Here is a 16,673-nt window from a genome sequence, read left to right on the forward strand (position 1 = left end):
AACTGTTTAACCCGTTCGGCGGCGGAACAACCAAGTCGCCGCCAGCAGGCTCGCGGCAGCGATAAGCGCCATGGGCCAGATGTGGGAGAAATAGAGCCAGAGTGGCGCTTCACGAAGATACACCGCTTTGCTGATGACTATGAAGTGGGTGATCGGCGTGGCGGCGGCAAGGCCCTGCAACCAGTCGGGCATGTTTTCTACCGGCGTGGCATAGCCCGAAATAAGCACGGCCGGGACCATATACATGAACAGCCCGATAATCGCCTGCTGCTGGGTCTTCGCGAGCGATGAGATAAACAGGCCGATACCGACTATTGCAGCGAGATAGACAACCATTCCGAAGAAAAGCAGGGCGAGAGAACCGCGGATCGGTACGTTGAGAAACAGCATCCCCAGAACCAGCATCGCACTTGCGCTCGTCAGCGCAATCAGGAGAGCCGGCACGCTTTTGCCGATCAGGATCTCGAAGGGGCGCAGCGGCGACACCAGCAATTGCTCGAAGGTACCGAGCTCGCGCTCGCGGGCGATCGACAGCGCGGACACCATGAAACCGACCACGGCTACGAGGACGGCAAAGAGCGCGGGCACTGCGGACCAGAGCGGCTCGAGATTGGGATTGAACCAGGTCCTTTGGACAAGACGCACAGGTGCCGTCGCGCGCAGTCGATCGAGCCGCTCCTGATTATAGGTTTCGACGATCCGGCTGCTGTATCCCAGCAGGATCTGAGCGGTGTTGGATCTGCGGCCATCGAGGATTAGCTGAACCTCGGCGCTTTCGCCGCGCTCGAGTCGCCGCGAGAAGTCTTCGCCAACGCGCATGACCAGCGTCGCACGGCGTGCGTCGATTGTCGGCGCGATATCCGCGCCTGCTCGCAAATGGATAATCTGATCGAATACTTCGGCACCCTCGAAGCGGCTGATAAGCTCGACCGAGGCATTGCCGTGGTCCTGGTTGTAGACCGCCAGGGTGACGTCCGATACTTCCTGCGTAATTGCAAAGGCGTAGATGAGGAGCAGAAAGGGCGGCGAAAACAGCACCACCCAACGGGTTTGCGGATCGCGCGCGCTTGCCAGAAGCTCCTTCACGATCAAGGCGTAGATGCGTTGCCACATGGTCTCAGTCGAGCCGGGTGCGTGTGAACAGAGCGCAGATCGCGAAGATCACAATCGCGAAGATGGCAAGGGCAGCGAGATCGGGCAGCAGAACCGACCAGACATTGCCGGCAAGAAACTGCGTCTGCAGAGTCGAGACGAAAAAGCGCGCCGGGATCGCGTAGCTGAAAAGCTGGAGCGCCAGTGGCATGCTGTCGAGCTCAAAGACGAAATTGGAAAAGTAGAACGCGGGCAAAAAGGCAAGCATCACCGCGACCTGCGCTGCCACGAGCTGGTTGCGGGTGAGCGTCGAAATGAGCAGTCCTTGGCCCAGCGAGCACAGCATGAAGAGTGCGGCTGCGAGCGAGAGCGCGAGAAACGATCCGCGGAAGGGAACACCAAAAAACGCCACGGCCACAAACACGGACAGCATGAACGAGCCGAGGCCCAGCACGAAATAGGGCACAAGCTTGCCCAGCAGCAGTTCGAGCGGAGCGACAGGGGTCGCAAGGAGCGCTTCCATAGTGCCGCGCTCCCATTCGCGGGCAACCACAAGCGCTGTGAGCAAGGCGCCGATTATGGTGAGAATGATCGCCACCGAGCCGGGGACCAGATAGTTGCGGCTCGAAATCTCGGCGTTAAACCAGACACGCGGCTCAATCGAGACGAGAGGCGCGAGCGGCGGTTGCCCGCGATCGAGCCATTCCTGCTCGAGCCAATTGATAACGAGCAATTCAATATAGGAGCCAACCAGTCCGGCCGTGTTTGGATCACCCCCATCGACCAGGATCTGGATCGGCGCCGCCTCTCCGCGGAGCGCAATTGCGCTGAAATCCTGTGGCAGGATGATGATCGCATCGAGCTCGCCCGCGGCCATGAGGGTTTCGAAGTCCTTTCGCACAGGCGCTGTTTCAATCTCGAAATAGCGCGTGTTGCGCAGCGACGCGACAAAGCTCTCCGTCTCTCCGGTCGGCTGTTCGACCACAACGCCGACCGAGAACTGCCGGGGGTCGAACGAAACCGCATAACCGAACAGGAAGATCAGCATGATTGGCAATAGGCCGGCAATCATGAGTGTGCTCGGGTCCCGAATAGCCTGCCGGGTTTCTTTGCGCATGATCGCTGCGAAACGCGAAAACCTCATGGCGCGTTTACCGCTTCGTTCTCTTCGACGAGAGCGATGAATGCATCCTCAAAGGTCGGGTTGGGCATGGTCGAGGAGGCCGCCTGCGCCTTGAGTTCGGCGGGAGTTCCCAAAGCGATCATCTGCCCGCGATATATGAGCGCAGCGCGGTCGCAATACTCCGCTTCGTCGAGAAAATGTGTCGTCACGATGACGGTTACGCCGTTCGTGACCATTGCGTTGATATGGGCCCAGAATTCACGGCGCGTACGCGGATCGACACCCGAGGTCGGCTCGTCGAGAAAAAGGACGTCAGGCTCGTGCATGACGGCGCAGGCGAGTGACAGACGCTGCTTGAACCCAAGCGGGAGCTGACCGGAATTCTCATCGAGCTTGTCCGTGAGGGCAAAGCTTTCGATCATACGCGCAATCATGGTACGCTGCCGCGCTCCGGTAAGGCCGTAAACACGTGCGAAGAACCGCAGATTCTGCATCGTGCTGAGATCGCCATACAGCGAAAATTTTTGCGCCATGTATCCGAGACGAGCCCGTGCCTCGCTCGCGGCAGTACGCAAATCGACACCGGCAATACGAGCCTCACCGCTGGTCGGCTTGAGAAGGCCGGAGAGCATTTTGAATGTAGTCGACTTGCCCGCGCCATTGGGTCCGATAAGCCCAAACACTTCACCTCGACGCACATCGAAACTGATTTCGGAAGCCGCAGTGAAGGAGCCGAACATCCGCGTTAGTCCGCGCGCCTCTACGGCAATCGCTATATCGTGGCTGCGCTCCGATCCACCCGCGAAAGGCGATTCGGCGCGAAACCCGCCGCCGATGAGATCGATGAACGCATCCTCGAAACGCGGCGCGACAGGTTGCAGCCGAGCTTCATCCCCCGCGCCAATCGAAGCCAGTGAGGGGGCATGCGCATTCTCGTTGAGCAACAGCCTGACGTCGCTGGCCTGGATTGTTCCATCCATCACAGCCTCGTGTTGGCGAGCCTTATTCAAAACGTAGCGCCGATCGCCCTCGATGCCCTCGATCATAAACACCCGGCCATCGACACGCGCGGCCAGATCGGCCGGCCGACCGTCGAAGATGAGATCGCCCTCGCTCAACACGAGCACAGTCTCGCATTTCTCGGCCTCATCGAGGTAGGCGGTTGCCCAAACGACCGTGATCCCTTCATCGGTCAGTCGGCTTACCATTCGCCAGAGTTCGCGCCGCGAAATAGGGTCTACGCCGACGCTTGGCTCGTCCAGCAACAGGAGTTCAGGTGTCACAACGAGAGCGCAGGCGAGCCCGAGCTTTTGCTTCATGCCGCCCGACAAGGCGCCTGCCAGTCTGCCGGTAAATGGCGCTAGGCCGGTAAAATCGAGAAGCCGCTCGAATGTCGCCTTGCGCGCTGATCCAACCAGTCCGCGCAGATCTGCGTAGAGATTGAGATTTTCCTCCACGCTCAGATCCTCGTAGAGGCCGAAACGTTGCGGCATATAGGCAATGCGCGCGCGCACCTCCTTCGCGTTGGCGACGGGATCGAAACCTCCCACGTCGATCCCGCCTTCATCGGCGCGCAGCAGTCCGGCGATCAGGCGCAAGAAGGTTGTCTTCCCCGAGCCATCGGGCCCCACCAGCCCGACGATGTGGCCCGATCTGATCTGTGTGCTCACACTGCGCAATGCCGGTTCGGCTTGCTTGGGGAACCGTTTGGTCAGGCCTTCGATGGTTACCAGAGCCACCACCCGTCAACGCCCGGGGGCGACGGGACGGACGATCACGGAGACCGGCATGCCCTGCTTCAGGATTCCGTCTTGATCTTCGGTACGCACACGCACCCGGTAGACAAGGCTGGTGCGCTGTTCGCGGGTCTCAACGGACTTGGGTGTGAACTCGGCTGTCGGTGAGATGTAGGCAATGCGGCCGGGAAATTCGCGGCCAGCCTCGGTCAACACTGTCGCGGGGATACCGATCTCGACGCGCTCGAGGTCGGGTTCCTCGATATAGGCCCGGATCCACATGGGCGAGGTGTGCGCGAGTGTGAATACGGTTTCGCCCGGCCCCACGATGGCCCCAACCTCGCGTGCGCGCGTCAGGATGATCCCGTCAGCGGGCGCGTAAAGGTTCGCGTCTACTAGGCGTTGCCGGGCGAGCGCAGCGGCAGCTCGCTCGGCTCCAAGCGCCGCGCGTCCTTGCCGGATTTCTTCGCGTCGGGGTCCCTCGCGGACAAGCGAGAGTTCTTCGAGCGCCGCCTGCCGCTGAGCGGCCGCGCGATCGCGCTGTGACCGCGCCTCGTCCTGGGTCTGCCGTGCGGCAAACCCGCGTTCGGCGAGGTGTTCGACCCTGTCCAGGGTTGCCTGGGCAACGCTCAGCGCGGACTCCGCTTCTGCAACCCGCGCTCTCGCCCGCTCGATCTCCTCCGGCCTGCTGCCCGATTCGAGAGCGGCGAGCGCTGCGGAGCGTTGGCTGGCACGCGCTTCGGCAAGCGCGATCTCGTTCTTGTAATCCTGAGGTTCAAGCGAGGCCAAAAGATCGCCACCTTCAATCCTATCTCCCTCATCGACCGCCAATCGGTCGATCCTGCCTGGAACCTTGAACGCCAGATTGACCTGACGAATATCGACATTTCCATTGAGTACCAGATGACCTTCTCGCTCATGCCGATCAGGCTGCATCAGCCAGATTGTCGCTGCCGAAGCGGCTAGCAATACGAGCAGGCCAATGCCGATGTAGACCTTCTGTCTGGATCTCATGATTCGCCTCCGGTCCTAGCATCACTAGGTTCCAGCAGGCCCAGGAGTTCGAACTCGGTGCAATGCCCTGCCAGCGACACGCTCGGTGCGTTCGGCGCGACAAAAACGGCGTAGTGCATTGCCCGCTCGATCATTCCGACAAGAACCCAAGCAATGAGTCGCGCCGGGAGATTTTTCACCAGGCCGAGCTGTTGGGCATCTTCGAGATACCGCGCGAGCGCGTCAGCGCCTTGCTCGAAATGTCGATTGATATGAGCGCGCTGCTCGGGCGGAAGCGCATGGCCCTCACGCAAGACCAGCCTGGTCAGAATATCATGCTTGCGGCCATACCGAATGATGGTCATCCAGATCTCCTCAACCTCGGCTGATAGCTGCTCTCCAGTTTGCAGCCGCTTGGCGGGATGGCGGGCAATGGTCTCCTCAATCAGTCCTGCAAAGAATTCATCGATAAGCGCGACAAACAGCGACGGCTTGTTTTCAAAATGCAGGTAAAAGGTCCCCTGCGCTACGCCCGCATTCGCGACGATGTCCGCGACGCGGGTTGCCGTATATCCGTGCTGAGTGAAAAGCCGGGCCGCGGCAGCTTTCAATTTTCTGGCGATGTCATCGGTCATTTGAACACCTCGGTGTGACTGACGCATCAGTCAGCGAGGTATTACAGACCTGCAGGGTTCTTTTTGGCCGTACTCTATGGTTGCCTTTAAGCGTGGGATAGTCCTTCGCACGCCCGCCCTGTGGCCGGATCGAGGAGACTGCGTAGCCGGGACCACTTATCCCGTAACGTTTGCCGGTGGCGGATTGGAAAAAGCCCGGTTTACGCGAAATCCGACAATCAGAGCCAGCAGCGTGAGCAACTGCGCGACTATTGTCTCGACAGTCGGGAAGAAGCCGAGTTCGGCGAGGCGCGGCAAGCCGGCAATGAAAGTGGCGGTAAGAACTCCGGCCTCCTGGAAAGCGCCCACGCCCTTGCCCGCGAGAATGACCGCAAGTATCGCAATCAGGATAGCACTGTAGCGGAAGAACTGGGTGATCGGCAGTTTGCGGCTGTAGCGCAGCATGGCCCATGCAATGAGCGCCAGCAGCGCGACTGCGGACAAGGCACCTGCCAGTATGATGCCACTGCTCTGCGGGTTCCACAGGGCAGCGTAGAACAGGATAGTCTCGAACGCTTCCCGGTAGACGACCACGAATGCGAGACCGAAGAGAAACCATGCCGATCCGCGCGAGAGCGCCTTGCCCATTTTTTCCTGGATATAGCGCCGCCATTCCTCGGCCTGGGATTTGCCGTGCATCCAGATCCCGACCGATACGAGTATGACAGCCGCAAGCAACGCGCCGATCCCTTCGGTCATCTCGCGGCTCGCACCGCTGATGCTGACGAAGTAGGTTGCTACGACCCAGGTGGCGACACCTGCAAGAAGAGCGGCGATCCATCCACCATGGACATAGGGCAATACCTCGGAGCGCTGCGACTTTTTCACAAAGGCGATCATGGCGATCACAACCAGAAGTGCTTCGATCCCCTCGCGCAGCAGGATGGTGAACGCGCCGAGAAAGGTCGAGATTTCGCTGGCCGCCTCAGGGGCTAACGCTCCCTCGGCGCTGGCCAGCAGACTATCGATGCGAGCCCTTAGTTGCTGTAGTTCGGATGGGTCCGCCCCGGACTCTATTCCGGCCCGGAATTGCCCGAGCGCCTGTTCTACCTCCCGCATCAAACCGCCATCGCGCGTTGCCAGGAGGGCCTCCAGGGGTTCGAACCCGTCGAGATAGGCAGACAGGGCAAGCTCCCGCGCTTCCTCACGGTCGCCAGCCTGATAAGCTGACAGGCTGCGATCGAGCATATCGCGAACGAAGGCGAGCGAACCGGCGTCATTTGCCTGTCCCACCGCATCCGGATTGGCGCGAAGATAGGCCATGACGGCGAGCGCACGGTCCTCGCCGATCTGCTCGGCCAGACTTTCCGGTGTGAGCGCGGCGAGCGTCTGGAGATCGGGGACAAGCTGGCGTATGCCATCATCTTCCCGCCAGATACGCTCGCCTTTGGCCACATCTTCAAAAGCAATGCTGCCGGCATAGAATGCAAGCGCCCAGCGATCCTCGTCGGATAGCGATGCGAAGCTGGCCATGGACGTTCCTTCAAGCCCCTGCGTGATGACCTGGTAAAGCCCGAACGCACTGCGCTGCCGTGCCCGGTCGATATCGGTAAAGTCGATCGGCGGGGGATCGAGCGCCTGCATTGCGGCTGGTGGCGCACTTCCGGCGGCGCCGTGGCACGAGGCGCAGTTCTGCGCGAAGAGAGTGCGGGCGCGGACAAGGTCGGGCGCCTGCGAAGGGGCGAGCGGAACCGGGTAGGCTGTCAGCAACGAGGCTGCCAGCGCGCGCGCGAAGCGCCCAACTCGCTCGGCGGGTTCCTTGTTGGCGATCAGAGCTCGCAGCTGGTCCGATCGGCGGATGAGTGCTTGATTGTCTTTAGTGTCCGGCAATGCAGCGATCTGCCGCGCCACGACATCGGAAAACTCCACCATTTCGCGATATTCGAATTCGTCGGCAACACGTCCGTCGGAAACCGCGGAGGCGTAGTCGACCGCGATATAATCGAGCAAGCGCCAAGTGGTTCGCACATCGGGCTCTTCCGCGCTCGCGGTGGCGGACAGACACAGCGCAAGCGCCAGCAGAATGAGCCGCATTGCCGGATGGACGGTGGCGGAGACGATGCGATGCATGCGGGGGCTCTATATCTGTTGCAATTAATTCGCAATAGCAGGGTAAAGACGGAAACGTATTTTCCCAATCCGCAATCGCGGCATATTCTGGAGTTTAGGTAGAGCGCAGTTCGCCACGTGCCTGTTTGAAGACTTCGGCACTTCCCCACACCGCCAGTCCTGCCATGATGCTCGCCACAACCAGATCGGGCCACGCACGGCCGGTGCCGAAAACGCCAATCGCTGCCGCCAGCACGGCGATATTACCGATCGCGTCGTTGCGCGAACAGATCCACACCGAGCGCATGTTCGCATCGCCCGAGCGATACCGGAACAGCATCGCGGCGACGGCGAGATTTACCGCCAGAGCAAGAGAACCGATGGCGCCCATCGTTCCCGGGTCGGGCGACGCCCCGACAAAGAAACCCCAGATGGCCGAGCCGAGCACCCACAGGCCGAAAGCCAGCATGGTCGCCGCCTTTACGAGAGCCGCACGTGCGCGCCAGACGAGCGCCATCCCCGCTACGCCAAGACTGATAGCATAGTTTGCCGCATCACCGAGAAAGTCGAGCGCGTCGGCCTGCAAGGCGCGCGAATCCGCAGCAATGCCTGCCACGATCTCCACACCGAACATGATTGCATTAAGGCCCAGCGCGATCCACAGAATGCGCCGCCATGTCGGATCGTTGTTGTTTGCACCGGCCTCATCGGGGCCGCAGCAGGTCTTTCCCATTTACTCGACTCCTTGCGTCGATCCGCCCTATGCACCTTGTAGTAACTACAAGGTCAAGCGGCAGGAGCCTTTGTCATGAGAATTGGTCAACTTGCCCGGATAACCGGCGTCAAATCCGAAACAATCCGCTTCTACGAGCGCGAAGGTATCCTCGCTGCCCCTCCGCGCACGAAGGCCAATTATCGCGACTATGGACCTGCAGAGGAAGCGCGCCTTAACTTCATACGGCGCGCGCGTGATCTCGGCTTCTCGATGGCACGCATCAGGGAATTGCTCGATCTCTCCGATGATGCCGACCGGTCCTGCGCGGGCATTGACGCTCTGGCCAGAAGCCATCTCGGCGAAGTCGAGCGCAAGATCGCCAGCCTGGAGGCGTTGCGGACGGAGCTTGGGCGCATGATCGCTGCCTGCGAGCAAGACACGGTAGGCGATTGTCGCATCATCGATGCACTTGCCGGTACCACCGAGCCTTGATGCCCGCGCCTCGTGCGCCAGTTCGGTCAGGCTCGCCGATGCACGGCTTTTGTCCGCCGCCCCTAAGAGACTTAACTTCGGGAAAGGCCGACGGGTGCGAAGCTGCCCGTGTCGCCATCCCGGGTCTGTCGAACGGGTTATGATGCTGCTGTCGGCCAGTTCCAGACGGCCATTTTTTCAATGCTCATATCCGCCATAGTGTAGGGGATCCCGCCGACGCCAAGCCCGGAGCGGCGCAGCCCTGCAAAAGGCATCCAGTCGACGCGGAATGCCGTATGGTCGTTCACCATCACAGCCGATCCCGCCAGAGACTGTATGCAATGATTAGCGATTGACAGGCGATCCGTGAATACAGCGGCCTGAAAGGCGTAAGGCAGGGCATTGGCCTGCTTGATAGCCAGGTCGATATCGTCATAGCCATACACGCAGATCACGGGGCCGAAGATTTCTTCCTGGGATACCTTGGAACTTTCGGGAGGATCGACAATGACGGTCGGGGAGAAAAGAGTATCACTCAGACGGCTTCCCCCGCACACCAGGGTGCCGCCTGCTGCGATGGCTTCATCGACCCAGCGTTCGACGCGGTCAACTTCCTCCGTTCGGATCAGGGGTCCGCATTGGGTCTGAGCATCGGCGGGATCGCCCACGACCAGCTTTTCGGCAGCTCGCCCTAGGTCATTGGCGAAGTCTTTCAATTCTGCAGCAGGGACGAATACGCGCTGTACGGAAACGCAGACCTGACCCGAATGATAGAACCCGCCTTTAAGCAACGAGGCGATCACTGCTGCGCGCTCCACGCCGTTGTCCACGATTACCGGCGCCGCGCCGCCGTGCTCGAGAGCAATGCGGGTCCCCGGCGCCAGCTTCGAGCGAAGCATCCAGCCGATTTTCGCAGAACCGATGAATGAGAAGAACGCCGTGCGCGGATCGGTTACCATTCTTTCGGCGATATCGTTGCCGCAAGGTGCGAACCGGCACCAGGCCTCGGGCAGGCCGGCTTCATGGAGAATGCTCACGAAGCTCTGGCATGACAGAGGCGTTTCCAGCGCAGGCTTGATGAGAACGGGGCACCCGGCTGCTACCGCCGGTGCAACCTGATGGACGATCAGGTTGAGGGGGTGATTGAATGCCGAGATCGCCACGACAGGACCGATCGGCTCGCGGAAGGTATATGCCGTCCTTCCCGCACCCGCTTCTGTCAGGTCCATGGGGATCTCGTGGCCGCCGCCATCGCTGAGCGCCTGAACGCACAAGTCGACGCTGCTGATCGCGCGACCGGCTTCCACGCGCGCATCGACCAGGGGTTTGCCGCCCTCCCTGACGATCTGGAGAGCGAGATCCTCGGCTCGTTCGCGCATGATATCCGCAGCCCGCCGGAGGATGGCGATACGCTCGTGCACGGCAAGCCAGCAACTGCGGTCGCGGTGGAGCAACTGCGCTTCATTCAGCCATTCATCGATTTGAGCCCAGTCGACAAGCGCCACTTCTGCAATCGGCGAGCGGTCGAAGGGATTGTGAACGATCGTTTTCATAGCTCGCACACCTTCGCGCCGAGTTCGTCGATCAGCACCTTCTTGTTTTCGGAATAGTCGACGGGCAGATCGACAAGGTGCACGCCGCCAGCCTCGAATGCGGCGTTCAGGACCGCCACAAGATCTGCGCTCCGTTCGACCCGGTGACCGGTCGCTCCATAGCTTTGTGCGTAGGTGACGAAGTCGGGATTGGAAAAGGTCAGGCCGTAGTCCGGAAAGCCGAGCTGGTCCTGCTTCCAGCGGATCATGCCGTATGCTGCATCGTTCAGAACGAGAACGACAAGGTTCAGTCCAAGCCTGACGGCCGTTTCCAGTTCCTGCGAGTTCATCATGAACCCGCCATCGCCGCATACCGCGAGCACTCTGCGCCCCGGCGCCAGCATCGCAGCCATCATGGCGGATGGAAGGCCAGCACCCATCGTCGCCAATGCATTGTCGAGCAGGATGGTGCCAGGCTCGTGGGCGATGTAGTTTCTGGCGAACCAGATCTTGTAGATGCCGTTGTCGAGCGCAACGATATCATCGCGCGCCATTACGCTGCGTACGTCGGCAACCACGCGCTGGGGGACCATTGGAAAACGTTCGTCGTCGCTGGTCTCGGAGATGTGCGATGCAATCTCGTGATGCAGGGCGGTATAATAGCTGCGGTCGCACTGCAGCTTGCCATCCAGGCGGTTTCCCAGCCGCTCGACCGATCCGGCGATGTCGCCGATGACCTCGAGCTGCGGGAAGTAGACCTGATCGACTTCGGCTGCCTTGTAATTGATATGGATGACGGTCTGCCCGCCCGGCTCCATGAAGAAGGGAGGCTTCTCGACCACGTCGTGACCGATATTGACGATCAGATCGGCCTTCTCGATCGCGCAGTGGACATAATCGCCCGACGATAGCGCCGCGGTGCCCAGATAAAGCTCGTTATCTTCGTCGACCACGCCTTTACCCATCTGGGTGTCGAAAAAGGGAAAGCCGGTATCGGCCACGAATTTGCGCAACGCCTTCGAAGCGCGGCGGCGGTTCGCTCCAGCTCCGATCAGCAGCAGAGGCCGCTGCGCAGCAAGAATACGCCGGGCTGCTTCATCCAGAGCGGCATCACCCGCTACGGCATAGCGCCTGTCATGCGGCGGTATGACCGGTTCGACCGTTTGCTCTTCAGCAATGTCTTCGGGCAGTTCCAGAAGGACGGCACCGGGCCTTTCTTCCTGCGCCAGGCGGAAACCTTCGCGAACGAGCGAGGGAATGCGATTGCCGTTCACGATCTGGGTCGAAGCCTTGCATAGCGGCGTAAACAGGGAAACAACGTCGACAATCTGGAACTGGGCCTGCTTCGATGTCTTTATCGGTTTCTGCCCGGTGATGATGACGAGCGGAAAGGCCCCGAGCGCGGCATAGGCCGCCGGAGTTGTCAGGTTCGTCGCACCAGGCCCGAGAGTTGCGAGGCAAACCCCCGCCTTGCCGGTTAGCCGGCCATAGGTCGCCGCCATAAAGCCCGCACCTTGCTCATGGCGCGTCAATACCAATTCGATTGAGGACGTGCGCAGGGATTCCAGCAGGTCGAGGTTTTCTTCGCCGGGAACGGCAAAGATGTATTCCACCTTTTCAGCCTCTAATGCAGCGATAAACAAGTCAGAGGCTTTCATTTTTGATATTCCCTTTTCAGAAGCATGAATGCCCTACGGCAATGCTTTCTCACTACAACCGCAAAGAGAGTCACAGACGCAAGGAGCCCCGCCTCATTCGCACCATGCCGTTCAGCGAATGTTCTGAAATGCGCGTAGCCGCAAAAAGTATCCTAAAAAACATGACCTTTGGATTTGGCAAGAAGGTAGGGACTGCGTTTCTTGACATTCCCACCGCCGCAGCATGAGTCCGCGATCCACCTCGTGTGCCCCCACGCGGAACCGGTGCAATTTGCGAGATCGGCGAAAATGTTTTGCTTGCCCATCAAGGCATGGCGGAGAAAGATATTTTCCCGCGCTGGAATCACGTGCCGATGACATTCGGATGCCTGAATGGCTAGGCCAGTGATCTGCGGTGCAGTTGACCTATCTGCATTGACATGATCGATGAGTACCGGGCCCAGGCCTAATTTCTATCGTCCGGAGAATCAGAGATATCTGCCGATCATCCAAGGAACCAATATGTACCGAAGTCTTGGTCTTTCGATCGCCGTCGCAGTCTTCGCGAGCGATCTCATTTCAAAATGGCTTATTGTGAATGTGGTCATGGACCCTGCCCGCACGATAGATGTTTTTCCATTCTTCAATCTGGTGCTCGGATATAATCGCGGTGTTACATTCGGCCTTCTGAGTTCCGGTAATCCAATCGCGCCCTATTTGCTGTCCGGGTTCGCGCTTCTTGTCGTGGGCGTTCTGGCCAGATGGCTCTGGCGCAGTACCGTACGCCTTGAATCCGCCGCGATAGGTTCGATCATTGGCGGTGCATTGGGTAACGTTGCCGACCGACTGGCGGACGGAGCGGTCACCGATTTTCTCGACTTCTATGTCGGCGGCTATCACTGGCCGGCGTTCAATCTCGCGGATGTCGGAATAGTCCTTGGAGTGGCATTGCTTCTCGTTACCTGGTGGTCCGGAGAAACGCAGCGCGACGATGGCACCGCGCCGAAAGTGTAGATTCTGCGCTTTTGCCGAGGCAATCTTTAGGCGGATTTTCTAGCAAGCCCGCCGATGATGCCGCAGTCGGTGGCAGTGCCCCCATCGCAGGCCCGTGCCAGGCCGATCAGTTCCTGTCTCATCGCCTGCAGCTGTTCGATCTGCTCCTCCACCCGGCGCAAATGATTTCGTGCCAAAGTCGCAGCGTCCTTGCAATCCCGGTTTGGTGCGTCCGACACTTCGAGCAGCGAGCGAACTTCGGACACCGAAAAGCCCAAACCCCGAGCCCGCCGGATGAATGCGAGCCGTTCGACATCGGCGTCTGCGTAAATCCTTCGTCCCGACTGGGAGCGCGGAGCGGGCTTCAGAAGACCGATCTCTTCATAATAGCGAACGGTGTTGACTTTGGTCCCGGTCGCGCGGGCAATTTTTCCTATCTGCATTCTTTAATCCTCGATGATAGCCATCGCAGGGTGTGTGTCTCCGCGACGCAATCGCACATCGGCCGTCAGACTTTCTGCGAAAGGTTCGCAGAAAGTCCTTGATCCTCCAGTAACTGGAGATTGTAAAGCTCAAAAATCATGAGTTTAGATGATTCGGAAGACTGTGGTTGCACCGGCGACCCCGAGAGGGCGGTTGACGATCCGCAATACCGCCGCGCGCTTTGGATCGTGATTATCCTCAATGTCGGTTTCGGCATGATCGAGCTGGCCGCCGGGTTTTTAGCCGCGAGCCAGGCGCTCAAAGCCGACGCGCTGGATTTCCTTGGCGATGGCTCGATCACCTTCATCGGACTGCTTGCGCTCGGATGGACGGCATCGACGCGTGCTCGGGTGGCGCTCGCGCAAGGTTTGTTTCTGGCGGCGCTTGGTGTGAGCGTGATCGGCGCGGCGATATGGCGCATGTTCGATATGGTGCAACCGGAAGCCGGAATCATGGGCTGGGTGGGGTTTGTCGCCCTGCTTATCAACCTTGCCGCCGTTTTTGTGCTCGCTCGCTTTCGCAAAGAAGGCGATGCTCAAGCGCGCGCGATATGGCTATTTTCGCGCAACGATGCCCTGGCCAATGTCGCGGTCATTGTCGCAGCCGGTTTGGTTTATTGGTTGGGAAGCGCATGGCCTGATATCATCGTGGCCGCTGCGATTGCATTTTTGTTCCTCCATTCGGCTCTCGAAATTATCCGCCATGCGCGCAGCGATATGAAAACGCAGCAGATTGCATGATGAAATATTTGGCGCGCCTGTCCGGCATTTGCCTGGCCCTTCTGTTGTCGTTCGGCAGCGCGCAAGCGTTGGCGGCAGAACCCAACACGATCTGGCGCCTGCTCGATTACATGGCGGTAGATTATGCAGCTGCCGTCGAGGACGGCGAAGTCGTCAACGAAGTCGAATATGAGGAAATGGTCGAATTCGCCGGTTCGGTACGATCGGGTATTGCGGAATTGCCTGAACGCCCCGGTCGCGTTCGGCTAGAGGCAAACGCGAAGCAACTTGAAGCCGATATCCTCTCGATGGCCCCCGTTGATCAAGTTGCCACGGCAGCCAGAAAGCTCGCTGCGGATCTCCTAGCCATCTATCCGATCACGCTCTCGCCTTCGAGGGCGCCCGATCTTGAGCGCGGAAGACTGCTGTACCAGGAGACTTGTGCCAGTTGCCACGGGGTGTCAGGAAACGGTCGCGGGCCGGCGTCTGCGGGCCTTGATCCGCCGCCGATCGCATTTACCGACGTCGATCGCGCGCGCCAGCGTAGCATCATGGGTCTCTATCAGGTTATCGACCAAGGGATCGATGGCACCGCCATGCCCGGTTTCTCACAGCTCTCCTCCGACGATCGTTGGGCCCTGGCCTTCTATTCGGGATCCGTCGCCTTTGAGCCGGCGGACGAAGGGGCGCGTCTATGGAAGTCAGATTCCGAACTACGTAAACGCTTTCCCGATCTTGCCGCTCTCACGAAGATCACGCCGGACGAACTGGCAGGAGAGATCGGGCAAGAGCGCGCGGACGCGCTCATGGCCTATCTTCGGGCCAACCCGTCGGCGATCGCCGATGCAGCGGGGCCTCTTGGCATCACACGTACCCGGCTCGCAGAAGCTGAACGCGCCCACGCGAACGGGAATATTTCCCGGGCCAAGGAGCTCGCACTGTCGGCATATTTGGACGGGTTCGAACCCGTCGAACCGATATTGGCGACACGCAATCCGGATCTTCTGGTGCGTATCGAGAGCGGGATGATGGACTTGCGTGCAGCCATCGACGCAGATCTGCCGACCTCTGCGATAAGCGAACGGATCCGGGCCATCGAGGGTTTGCTCGTACAGGCTGAAAATGTCCTTGCGCCGGAATCTGCGACGGGATGGTCAACCTTTGTGGCATCTTTCGCGATCCTCCTCCGCGAGGGTCTGGAGGCATTGCTGATCGTGATCGCCATGATCGCCTTTGTGAAAAAGTCGCAGCGCTCCGAGGTATTGCCCTATGTCCATGGCGGGTGGACCGGTGCGCTGGTAGCAGGCGCGTTTACTTGGCTTGCGGCGACCTATCTTCTCGACATCAGCGGTGCCGGCCGGGAATCGATCGAGGCATTCGGTGCGCTGATTGCAGCGCTGGTCCTCCTGTCGGTTGGCGTCTGGATGCACGGAAAATCACAGGCAGACAATTGGCAGCGCTATATCCGCGACAAGCTTGGCAAGGCGCTTTCGCGCGGATCGCTCTGGTTTCTGTTCGGGATCGTATTCCTTGTCGTCTATAGAGAGGTCTTCGAAACCATCCTTTTTTACGCTGCGCTGTCCGCTCAGGGAAGTACGGGCTATCTGCTGGCGGGCGCTGCCACGGCCGGTTTGCTCCTTGTCGTCATCGCCTGGCTGCTGCTGCGCTACAGCCGGACGCTGCCGATCGGAAAGTTCTTTGCCTACAGTTCGGTGCTCATCGCCCTGCTTGCGATTGTCCTGATTGGCAAAGGGATCGCGGGTTTGCAGGAAGCGGGTGTGATCGGAATTGCACAGATAGCCGGCGGTCCGCGACTAAGTATGCTTGGAGTTTATCCGACGTTCCAAGTGATTGGCGCTCAATTTGCAATGGCATCCGCACTTTTACTTGGTTTCTGGATTAATCACACCCGAGCATCAAACAATGACCGGTCACGCGATGCAGTGTGATAATATATCTTTCTATTACGGCGTTTGTGTCGACCCAGGTCGGTACATGAATAGCGCATTTGTTCGTTCTTATGCATTGAGCTGCGCGACGGCTTCGGCATTCGAAGAGAATATCGACTTGTGCCATGTGATTGGTCCTGCTAGCGGGGCCAAATTGTCATGACCCTCCGTACGCCCCTTCTTGCCTTGAAGCCGTTTTTCGCCATGCTGATTCTCTTCGGCCTGGTGTTCAGCGTAAGCGTGGACGCGGCGGTATGCGGGCCTGAAATTGGCGAACTTACAAGTGTCGAAGCTGCAAGTAGCGAGACTGGTCAAGACTTGCCGGACAGCCCGAATGAGCAGCATGGCATCTGCGCCCACGGCCATTGCCATCATGGAGTCCAGTTTGCAGGTAATGCGGATATCGGGGCCGGTGAGCGTTCATCCGGTGCACAGCATTTCTTCGAACCCGTCGGCCTGACTGCAGTCCAGCAAGCGATTTTGACGCCCCCTCCTCGAATCTGACGT

At 59.6% G+C, this 16,673-nt stretch carries 16 protein-coding genes; 6 read left to right on the plus strand and 10 right to left on the minus strand.

Going from position 1 to position 16,673, the window contains the following annotated elements; all coding sequences use genetic code 11:
* Window positions 1-6 precede the first annotated feature (6 nt).
* From T8T98_RS08050 to T8T98_RS08080, 7 genes are all read right to left on the minus strand, one after another.
* Window positions 7-1,113, minus strand: a complete 1,107-nt coding sequence (locus T8T98_RS08050; RefSeq protein ID WP_046904073.1) for an ABC transporter permease — start codon at window positions 1,111-1,113, stop codon at window positions 7-9.
* Between the two features lie 4 nt (window positions 1,114-1,117).
* Entirely contained in the window at window positions 1,118-2,236 is a 1,119-nt protein-coding gene (locus tag T8T98_RS08055; RefSeq protein ID WP_322295492.1) for an ABC transporter permease, read from the minus strand.
* Window positions 2,233-3,954, minus strand: a complete 1,722-nt coding sequence (locus tag T8T98_RS08060) for an ATP-binding cassette domain-containing protein (protein WP_230293249.1) — start codon at window positions 3,952-3,954, stop codon at window positions 2,233-2,235. Before T8T98_RS08060 ends, T8T98_RS08055 begins: the two co-directional genes overlap by 4 nt.
* Before the next feature lie 6 nt (window positions 3,955-3,960).
* Window positions 3,961-4,965 carry an efflux RND transporter periplasmic adaptor subunit gene (locus tag T8T98_RS08065; protein ID WP_219148268.1) on the minus strand — a complete coding sequence of 335 codons (1,005 nt, stop codon included), beginning with the start codon at window positions 4,963-4,965 and terminating at the stop codon, window positions 3,961-3,963.
* On the minus strand, window positions 4,962-5,579 hold the full coding sequence (locus T8T98_RS08070) for a TetR/AcrR family transcriptional regulator (protein ID WP_219148266.1): 618 nt from the start codon (window positions 5,577-5,579) through the stop codon (window positions 4,962-4,964). The genes T8T98_RS08065 and T8T98_RS08070 overlap by 4 nt, the downstream gene beginning before the upstream one ends.
* Window positions 5,580-5,735: 156 nt before the next feature.
* Window positions 5,736-7,688, minus strand: a complete 1,953-nt coding sequence (locus T8T98_RS08075) for a cytochrome c/FTR1 family iron permease (protein WP_322295493.1) — start codon at window positions 7,686-7,688, stop codon at window positions 5,736-5,738.
* Window positions 7,689-7,782: 94 nt separating this feature from the next.
* Window positions 7,783-8,400: a cation transporter gene (locus T8T98_RS08080; protein ID WP_054523302.1), complete on the minus strand. Its 618-nt coding sequence runs from the start codon at window positions 8,398-8,400 to the stop codon at window positions 7,783-7,785.
* Between the two features lie 75 nt (window positions 8,401-8,475).
* Between T8T98_RS08080 and T8T98_RS08085 the strand changes: the two genes are divergently transcribed.
* Window positions 8,476-8,874, plus strand: a complete 399-nt coding sequence (locus T8T98_RS08085) for a MerR family transcriptional regulator (RefSeq protein ID WP_008603824.1) — start codon at window positions 8,476-8,478, stop codon at window positions 8,872-8,874.
* Window positions 8,875-9,011: 137 nt separating this feature from the next.
* Here T8T98_RS08085 and T8T98_RS08090 read toward each other — a convergent pair whose 3' ends face one another.
* Both T8T98_RS08090 and T8T98_RS08095 read right to left on the minus strand, forming a co-directional pair.
* Complete coding sequence (locus tag T8T98_RS08090) at window positions 9,012-10,406, minus strand: aldehyde dehydrogenase family protein (protein ID WP_322295494.1); 1,395 nt, start codon at window positions 10,404-10,406, stop codon at window positions 9,012-9,014.
* Window positions 10,403-12,043 (minus strand): acetolactate synthase large subunit, encoded by a 1,641-nt coding sequence (locus T8T98_RS08095; protein ID WP_322295495.1) that lies wholly within the window; start codon window positions 12,041-12,043, stop codon window positions 10,403-10,405. Before T8T98_RS08095 ends, T8T98_RS08090 begins: the two co-directional genes overlap by 4 nt.
* Before the next feature lie 41 nt (window positions 12,044-12,084).
* Between T8T98_RS08095 and T8T98_RS08100 the strand changes: the two genes are divergently transcribed.
* Together T8T98_RS08100 and lspA are read left to right on the plus strand one after the other, a co-directional pair.
* Entirely contained in the window at window positions 12,085-12,270 is a 186-nt protein-coding gene (locus tag T8T98_RS08100) for a hypothetical protein (protein WP_230293248.1), read from the plus strand.
* A gap of 199 nt (window positions 12,271-12,469) precedes the next feature.
* The gene (gene lspA / locus T8T98_RS08105) at window positions 12,470-13,036 is read left to right on the plus strand and encodes a signal peptidase II (protein WP_322295496.1); all 567 of its coding nucleotides are present in this window, start codon (window positions 12,470-12,472) and stop codon (window positions 13,034-13,036) included.
* A 26-nt stretch (window positions 13,037-13,062) separates the two neighbouring features.
* Here lspA and T8T98_RS08110 read toward each other — a convergent pair whose 3' ends face one another.
* Window positions 13,063-13,458, minus strand: a complete 396-nt coding sequence (locus T8T98_RS08110) for a MerR family transcriptional regulator (RefSeq protein WP_010412699.1) — start codon at window positions 13,456-13,458, stop codon at window positions 13,063-13,065.
* 138 nt (window positions 13,459-13,596) lie between these two features.
* Between T8T98_RS08110 and T8T98_RS08115 the strand changes: the two genes are divergently transcribed.
* The 3 genes from T8T98_RS08115 (at window position 13,597) to T8T98_RS08125 (ending at window position 16,670) form a co-directional block, all read left to right on the plus strand.
* Window positions 13,597-14,238: a cation transporter gene (locus T8T98_RS08115; RefSeq protein WP_219148254.1), complete on the plus strand. Its 642-nt coding sequence runs from the start codon at window positions 13,597-13,599 to the stop codon at window positions 14,236-14,238.
* Window positions 14,235-16,166, plus strand: coding sequence for a cytochrome c/FTR1 family iron permease (locus T8T98_RS08120; RefSeq protein ID WP_322295497.1), 1,932 nt, complete (start codon window positions 14,235-14,237; stop codon window positions 16,164-16,166). The genes T8T98_RS08115 and T8T98_RS08120 overlap by 4 nt, the downstream gene beginning before the upstream one ends.
* Window positions 16,167-16,370: 204 nt before the next feature.
* Window positions 16,371-16,670 carry a hypothetical protein gene (locus tag T8T98_RS08125; protein ID WP_251105510.1) on the plus strand — a complete coding sequence of 100 codons (300 nt, stop codon included), beginning with the start codon at window positions 16,371-16,373 and terminating at the stop codon, window positions 16,668-16,670.
* Window positions 16,671-16,673 lie beyond the last annotated feature (3 nt).

This window comes from Pelagerythrobacter marinus (genome assembly GCF_034375205.1).
In the GTDB taxonomy this organism is placed as follows: domain Bacteria; phylum Pseudomonadota; class Alphaproteobacteria; order Sphingomonadales; family Sphingomonadaceae; genus Pelagerythrobacter; species Pelagerythrobacter marinus.